7 protein-coding genes are annotated in these 7,341 nt (G+C 58.3%); 5 read left to right on the top strand and 2 right to left on the bottom strand.

The genetic code is table 11. From position 1 onward, the window contains the following. Positions 1-2,158: class I tRNA ligase family protein (locus VGP75_RS11110; RefSeq protein ID WP_327543727.1), on the top strand; the 2,158-nt coding region annotated here is incomplete at its 5' end. 73 nt (positions 2,159-2,231) lie between these two features. Here VGP75_RS11110 and VGP75_RS11115 read toward each other — a convergent pair. Further along, positions 2,232-2,393, bottom strand: coding sequence for a Tat pathway signal protein (locus VGP75_RS11115; protein WP_327543728.1), 162 nt, complete (start codon positions 2,391-2,393; stop codon positions 2,232-2,234). Between the two features lie 76 nt (positions 2,394-2,469). Between VGP75_RS11115 and VGP75_RS11120 the strand changes: the two genes are divergently transcribed. Next, a complete protein-coding gene (locus VGP75_RS11120; RefSeq protein ID WP_327543729.1) occupies positions 2,470-3,585 on the top strand; it encodes a pyridoxal phosphate-dependent aminotransferase in 1,116 nt (371 codons plus the stop codon). A gap of 48 nt (positions 3,586-3,633) precedes the next feature. Then, positions 3,634-3,819, top strand: coding sequence for a hypothetical protein (locus VGP75_RS11125; protein WP_327543730.1), 186 nt, complete (start codon positions 3,634-3,636; stop codon positions 3,817-3,819). On the opposite strand, the gene VGP75_RS11130 is transcribed toward VGP75_RS11125, so the two are convergent. Then, positions 3,816-4,994, bottom strand: a complete 1,179-nt coding sequence (locus VGP75_RS11130; protein ID WP_327543731.1) for a pyridoxal-phosphate-dependent aminotransferase family protein — start codon at positions 4,992-4,994, stop codon at positions 3,816-3,818. The genes VGP75_RS11125 and VGP75_RS11130 overlap by 4 nt on opposite strands. A gap of 129 nt (positions 4,995-5,123) precedes the next feature. Here VGP75_RS11130 and VGP75_RS11135 point away from each other — a divergent pair, with 129 nt between their 5' ends. Both VGP75_RS11135 and VGP75_RS11140 read left to right on the top strand, forming a co-directional pair. Continuing rightward, positions 5,124-6,914 carry an ABC transporter ATP-binding protein gene (locus tag VGP75_RS11135; protein WP_327543732.1) on the top strand — a complete coding sequence of 597 codons (1,791 nt, stop codon included), beginning with the start codon at positions 5,124-5,126 and terminating at the stop codon, positions 6,912-6,914. Continuing rightward, the coding region (locus VGP75_RS11140) for a YgfZ/GcvT domain-containing protein (protein ID WP_414727797.1) at positions 6,907-7,341 on the top strand (435 nt) is incomplete at its 3' end. The genes VGP75_RS11135 and VGP75_RS11140, both read left to right, overlap by 8 nt.

Genomic DNA, 7,341 nt, shown 5'->3' on the forward strand with positions numbered 1-7,341 from the left:
CTATGAGGTCGCCAAGCGCGGCAACATCCCGATGTATTCGCTGATGGATACCAAGGGAAACATGCGCGCAGACGGCAAGCCCTACGCCGAAGAGGCCGCGATTGCCCAAGCCATCGCCAATGGCGAACAGGATTTCGACGAGGCAATGATCGCAGCGATGAACATGGTGCCTGAAGAATACCGCGGGCTGGACCGGTTCGAGGCACGCAAACGTGTGGTGGCGGACATCACGGCAGAGGGTAACGCGGTGATGGTGCCCAACCCGGCGGCAAAAGGTCCCGGCGCGGAGGCCGGGACTGCGTCAGAGGATGCGGCAGACCGCAGTCCCGGACTTGATCCGGGACCTCAACCCGACGTGCCCGCCATGATCCCCTTCGTCGAAGCCAAAAAAATCATGCAGCCCTTCGGCGACCGCTCCAAGGTCGTGATCGAACCGATGCTGACCGACCAATGGTTCGTGGATACCGCCAAAATCGTCGGCCCCGCTCTGGATGCTGTGCGCGAAGGCCGCACCAAGATCATGCCGGAAAGCGGCGAGAAGGTGTATTACCACTGGCTGGAGAATATCGAGCCTTGGTGCATCTCGCGGCAGCTCTGGTGGGGGCATCAGATCCCGGTTTGGTATCTACCAACCTTGACGCCGAAAGAAGGAAGCACATCCATCGATGATGCAATCGCAGATTTTGAGCACCCAATTGCATTTTGCGCGGCTAACGAAGAAGATGCCGTCGAACAGATAGAAGCTCATCTGGTGAAGCTTGGACTTGAGTTTGAATTTCATCATGGCGGCTACACAAACCCAACAGCATTAGAACAAGAGTTTAATGCAAACGGCGGGGTCCCGCGCTGGCGCGACCCCGACGTTCTCGATACATGGTTCTCCTCCGGCCTCTGGCCTTTCGGCACCCTCGGCTGGCCTGCGGAAGATGAGGCGATGAAATACTTCCCCGGCGACGTCCTCGTCACCGGTCAGGACATCCTGTTCTTCTGGGTCGCCCGCATGATGATGATGTCCGAAGCGATCATGGGCCAGGAACCCTTCCACACTGTCTATCTGCACCAGCTCGTCCGCGACGCGAAGGGCGAGAAGATGTCCAAAACCAAGGGCAACGTCATCGACCCGCTGGACATGATCGACGCCTATGGCGCCGACGCCCTGCGCTTTTCCAACGCGCAGATGGCGGCCTTGGGCGGCGTGCTGAAAATCTCCGAGGACCGGATCAAAGGCTATCGCAACTTTGGCACCAAACTGTGGAACGCCTTCAGCTTCGCCGAACACTACGCAATCCCCTACCCCGGCGATGCAGCACGGCCAGGAGCGACCCAAACGCTGAACAAATGGATCATCGGCGAAACAGGCAAGGTGCGCGAAGCAGTGGATGCGGCATTGGAAGCCTACCGCTTCAACGACGCCGCCGATGCGCTTTATGCCTTCACATGGGGCAAGGTCTGCGATTGGTATCTGGAATTCTCAAAACCGATTCTGCAAGGCGAGGATGCCGCGGCAAAGGCCGAGACCGAACAGACCCTGCGCTGGGTGCTGGACCAATGCCTGATCCTGCTGCACCCGATCATGCCGTTCATCACCGAAGAGCTGTGGCAGCAGGCCGACAGCCGCGCCAAGATGCTGGTCCACGCCGATTGGCCGACCTACACGGCGGCCGATCTGGTGGATGCCGACGCCGACCGCGAAATGAACTGGGTCATTGACCTTATCGACAACGTCCGCTCGGCGCGCGCGCAGGTGCATGTGCCGGCGGGTGCCAAAGTGCCGCTTCTGGTGACGGGGCTGGACGCCAAAGGGCAATCCGCATGGGACAACAACCATGTGCTGATCCAGCGCCTTGCCCGCATCGAGAGCCTGTCACATGTGGATGACTTCCCCAAAGGCTGCGTCACCATCCCGATGGAGGGCGGCACCTTTGGTATTCCCCTCGCCGATCTAATCGACGTGGCCGAAGAAATCGCGCGTCTTGAAAAAACGATGCAGAAACTGGGCAAGGAACTGGGTGGCCTGCGCGGGCGTCTCAACAACCCCAAATTCGTCGAATCCGCACCCGATGAAGTTGTGGCCGAGGCCAAAGCGAACCTTGCCCTGCGCGAAAACGAAGAATCACAACTCAAGGCCGCCATCGCGCGCTTGGCTGAGATCGGCTAGACCAAACAGGGGGCGGCTCAAACACTGCCCCCTGACTTTTCATGTCCCTTCAAACTTCCGCTGGAGGCAATCCTCAGGGCACCACACGCTCGACCGCGCGCATCATCCCCAGGGCTTTATCATAGACCAGAGTCAAAATGCGCCGCCCACCCGTCTTGGTTGCCACCTGCGGCATAGACCTTACCGCAAGTGCCGCGCCCGAACTGACCAAAAATCCGCGCCTACTCAGTTTCATGCGACACCCCCTTAATGAGAACCGTTCGCACATAAGAACAGTTGCACAGAATTCAAGCACAGGCTTATCTGACCCCATGACAAAACCCGCCCTTACCCCCCTCGCCGAAAGCCTGCCTGCCTCGGTCCCGTTCGTCGGCCCCGAAGCGCAAGAACGCCAGATGGGCCGCGCATTTACAGCGCGCCTTGGTGCAAACGAAAGCGCCTTTGGCCCCTCGCCCAAAGCCATCGCCGCCATGCAAAAGGCCGCAGGCGAAGCATGGATGTATGGCGATCCCGAAAGCCATGACCTGCGCCACGCGCTGGCCGCGCATCACAGGGTTGCGCCTGAAAACATCATGGTCGGTGAAGGCATTGATGCGCTCTTGGGGCTTTTGGTCCGGCTTTATGTTGGTGCAGGCGACGCGGTCGTCACTTCGGCAGGGGCCTATCCGACCTTCAATTATCATGTCGCGGGTTTCGGCGGCGCGCTGCACACGGTGCCTTATAGCGGCGATCACGAAGATCCCGACGCGCTGATTGCCAAGGCAACCGAAGTATCGGCGAAACTGATCTATATCGCCAATCCCGACAATCCGATGGGCAGCTGGCACACAGCAGAGGTGATCCAGCATATGATCAACCGCCTGCCGTCCGGCTGTCTACTGGTTCTGGACGAAGCCTACATTGACCTCGCGCCGGACGGTACCGCGCCTGCGATTGACCCAAACGCGACAAACGTCATCCGCATGCGCACTTTCTCGAAAGCGCATGGTATGGCCGGCGCGCGCGTGGGCTATGCGATCGGGTCGTCAGAGGTGATCAGCAGCTTCAACAAGGTCCGCAACCATTTCGGCATGTGCCGGATCAGTCAGGAAGGCGCATTGGCCGCATTGCAAGATACCGGTTGGCTGTCCCATGTCCGCCATGAGGTTGTACAAGCGCGCGACCGGATTGGCGCGATTGCGCAAGCGCACGGTTTGCATCCACTGCCCTCAGCCACCAATTTCGTCACGATTGACTGTGGACGCGGCGGCGATTTTGCCCGCGCCGTTCTAGCCGCCCTTGTTGCAGACGGCATTTTTGTGAGAATGCCCTTTGTATCCCCACAAGATCGCTGCATCCGTGTCAGTTGTGGCACTGAAGTACAGCTCGACGCCCTTGCGCAGGCCCTCCCGAAAGCGCTGGCACAAGCACACGAAAAGTTAAGGTGATTTTTATTTTTGGCTGATTATCCTTCCATAAGCGCAGAAGGATCCGTCATGTCGCATCATCGTCCTGTTAAAGCCGTAGAAGACTATACCGATGCGTTTCTCGGAACGCTTTGGGTTTTCCTGTTCATGGGCTTTTGGGTGATCGCGGCTGCCCTAGGCTACCTTTGGGTCGCCGCCACCGCCTACGCCCTTCTTCAGGTCGTCAAATGGATTGACCGCATCAAGAACGGCTAGGCGCGCGCCGCAATGGCCTGTGCGGCAGCAGACAAGGCACCTTGCCCATGCGGAATATTCAACGCGTTTAACCCCGCCTCGATCGTGCCCAGCGCGCCCATGATCATATGGGCATTCACATGCCCCATGTGCCCCATCCGGAAATACGCGTCGGCCGGCGACCGGCCCAGACCGATCCCGAGCGTCAGACCACATTTGTGTTCACACCAATGGCGCAGCGCATCCCCATGGGGCGCGCCAATACTGACAGATGTCACCGCATGTGAACGATGCGCGGGATCGGCTATGTTTAAATGCATCGGCCCCTCGGACGCCCAATGGTCAAAGGCGGTCCAGATGACCTGCGCAAGCTTTTCATGCCGGGCAAAAACATTGTCCAAACCCTCGGCCTTGATAAGGTCCAGAGCCGTGCGCAACCCGTAAAGATGGTGTGTCGGGGCAGTGCCGTCGAAATACTGAAAATAGAACTCGGGGTTCGTGCGCGGCCGCCAGTCCCAATAGGTTGTCACGCGGTCACCGCGGGCTGCATCGGCTTTGTCGTTGAACCAGACAAAGCTGATGCCCGCAGGCGTCATCAGCCCTTTTTGGCACCCCGCGACCATGACGTCCACGCCCCAAGCGTCCATTTCAAACCGGTCACACCCTAAAGACGCGATGCAATCTGCCATGAGCAGCGCCGGATGCCCAACGCGATCCATGACATCCCGCAAGGCCGCAATATCGTTTTTGACGCTGGTTGAGGTATCGACATGCACTGCGAGAACCGCCTTGATCCGGCCTTCCTTGTCTTTGGCCAAGACCTCTTCCACCTGTGCAAGGCCAATCGGCGATTGCGCGCCATAGTCGATGGTCTCGACCTTTGCGCCCAACCCCGCTGCCATTTCACCCCAACCGATGCAAAAACGCCCTGTCGCCAGCACCAGAACGGTGTCGCCAGACGAGATCGTATTGGCAAGGGCCGCTTCCCACGCGGCATGTCCGTTTCCGATGTAAATGGCCACGTTGTTGTCTGTCATCGCGATCTCTTTCAGATCCGGCACGAGACTGGCGGTCAAGTCATGCAATTCACCCTCGTAAATGTTGGGCGAAGCACGATGCATTGCGCGCAAGACATCATCCGGAATGACGGACGGACCAGGAATGGCCAGATAAGCACGACCTTGGGATAGCGACATGTGTGGGAGCTTTCTTGTTGACTTGGCCGGACCTTAATACAGCACCGTGCAACGTCAACCTTGCCTCGCTTGCTCTATGCCCCCATTTGCGCGTAGACGAGAGACAGCAGAGTTCGCAAAAGGCCCGTGATGCCCCCTCCTACCCCAAAATCCGGCTCCAAAAAGCAGCAATCTGCCACCAAACTTTTTCATTGGCTGTGGCGCGATTATTTGCGCCAACATAAATGGCTGCTCGCTGGGGCCATTGTTTTGATGATGGTCGAAGGGTCAATGCTGGCGCTGATCAGCCGCATGATCCAACCGATGTTTGACGATGTTTTCGCCCAAGGAGATGAGAACGCCCTCTATTTCGTCGGCTTCGGGATCATGACGATCTTTTTTGTCCGCGCGCTCACATCCTCTTGCCAGCGCATCTTGATGCAATGGATCAAGGAACTCGCATCGGCTGGCATGCGCAAACATTTGCTGCGGCATATGATGTCACTGGACAGCGGCTTTTTTCAAATCCACCCACCGGGCCAGTTGATCGAACGCGTGCAGGGCGACGTGAATGTCATCAACTCGGTCTGGAGCAGTTTGCTGACAGCTGTCGCGCGGGATCTGGTGTCATTGATCGGTCTGCTGGCAGTTGCAATCTGGATTGATTGGAAATGGACCTTGATTGCCATCATCGGCATTCCGCTTTTGATCCTGCCATCCATTCTGGTACAGGCCTATATTCGTCGCCGTTCACGCAGTGCGCGTGAAATTGCAGGCAATGTCTCGACCCGTCTTGATGAGGTGTTTCACGGCATCAACCCGATCAAGCTCAACGCGCTCGAAACCTATCAGGCAAAACGGTACGATGCGCTGATTCAGCAGGGTGTCACGGCAAGTATGCGCACGACAGCGGGGCAAGCAGCGGTGCCGGCCTTGATTGATATCATGACAGGGATCGGGTTTCTGGCTGTCCTGCTTTATGGCGGGTCCGAGATTATCGCGGGCGAAAAGACCAATGGTGAATTTATGGCGTTCTTTACGGCCATGTCGCTGGCCTTTGACCCACTACGCCGCCTTGGCCTCATGAGCGGGCAATGGCAGATGGCAGCCGCAAGCGTTGAACGTCTGCAATATGTGCTGAACCTCAAACCGACGATCCTGTCACCTGCCAAAGCCAAAACGGTCCCCCGCAGCGCCCCGGCGGTCGCTTTGGACAATGTATCCATGAATTATGGCGATCTGCCTGTCTTGCGCGGGGCAAGCTTTACCGCTGAAGCGGGCAAAACCACCGCGCTCGTCGGCGCATCTGGGGCTGGCAAGAGCACCGTCTTCAATGTGCTGACCCGTCTGGTCGAGCCGCGCGAAGGGGCCGCGATGGTCGCAGGCGTTCCGATCACCGACTATGATCTGGCCGACCTGCGCAGCCTGTTCTCTGTCGTCACCCAGGACGCCGCCCTTTTTGACGAAACCCTGCGCGACAACATCCTGCTCGGCCGTGAAGGCGTGGACGAGGCGCATTTGAAGTCGGTTCTTGATGCAGCCCATGTCAGTGACTTCCTGCCGTCTCTGCCCAACGGGCTTGATAGCCCGGCCGGACCACGCGGATCAAATCTTTCGGGTGGTCAACGGCAGCGTGTGGCGATTGCCCGCGCGCTCTTGCGTGATACGCCCATCCTGCTGCTGGACGAGGCGACAAGCGCGCTTGATACAAAATCCGAAGCAATCGTGCAGCAAGCGCTTGAAAAGCTTTCGACAGGGCGAACGACCTTGGTCATCGCGCATAGGCTCTCGACGATCCGCAACGCGGATTCGATCGTGGTCATGGATCATGGCCGCGTTGTGGATCAGGGCGATCATGAAACGCTTTTGGCGCGTGGCGGCATTTACGCAGACCTGCATCGCCTACAGTTTTCGCAAGAGGAGAGCACAGATAATGTCTGACCGGACCGTCCTTTCCATTGGTGGCGATGACCGCGTATCGTTCTTGCAAGGTTTGGTGACGAACGACGTGCGGCGCGCAGACGGCGCGATCATCTACACGGCGCTGCTGACGCCGCAGGGCAAATTCATTGCTGATTTTTTTGTCATTGGCGCACAGGACCGCCTGCTGATTGATGTCGCAACATCCCATGCGCAGAAACTTGGCCAGCGGCTTATGATGTACCGGTTGCGTGCGGCGGTGACGATTGAACAGACTGATCTGGTTGTCTCACGCGGCACGGGCACAGCACCTGAGGGCGCTTATCAGGACCCACGCCATGACGCACTTGGCTGGCGCGCCTATGGCGATACAGATATCAGCGACGAAACCGATTGGGATGCGCTCCGCGTCGCAAACCTGATCCCCGAAACAGGCATCGAACTCGAC

Origin of the sequence: Yoonia sp. (assembly GCF_036007805.1) — a bacterium.
Lineage (GTDB): Bacteria > Pseudomonadota > Alphaproteobacteria > Rhodobacterales > Rhodobacteraceae > Yoonia.

What these genes read in the sequence shown, in the direction of transcription:
- VGP75_RS11115 (WP_327543728.1), bottom strand. Translation starts at nt 2,393, where the DNA reads ATGAAACTGAGTAGGCGCGGATTTTTGGTCAGTTCGGGCGCGGCACTT.
- VGP75_RS11120 (WP_327543729.1), top strand. Translation starts at nt 2,470, where the DNA reads ATGACAAAACCCGCCCTTACCCCCCTCGCCGAAAGCCTGCCTGCCTCG.
- VGP75_RS11125 (WP_327543730.1), top strand. Translation starts at nt 3,634, where the DNA reads ATGTCGCATCATCGTCCTGTTAAAGCCGTAGAAGACTATACCGATGCG.
- VGP75_RS11130 (WP_327543731.1), bottom strand. Translation starts at nt 4,994, where the DNA reads ATGTCGCTATCCCAAGGTCGTGCTTATCTGGCCATTCCTGGTCCGTCC.
- VGP75_RS11135 (WP_327543732.1), top strand. Translation starts at nt 5,124, where the DNA reads ATGCCCCCTCCTACCCCAAAATCCGGCTCCAAAAAGCAGCAATCTGCC.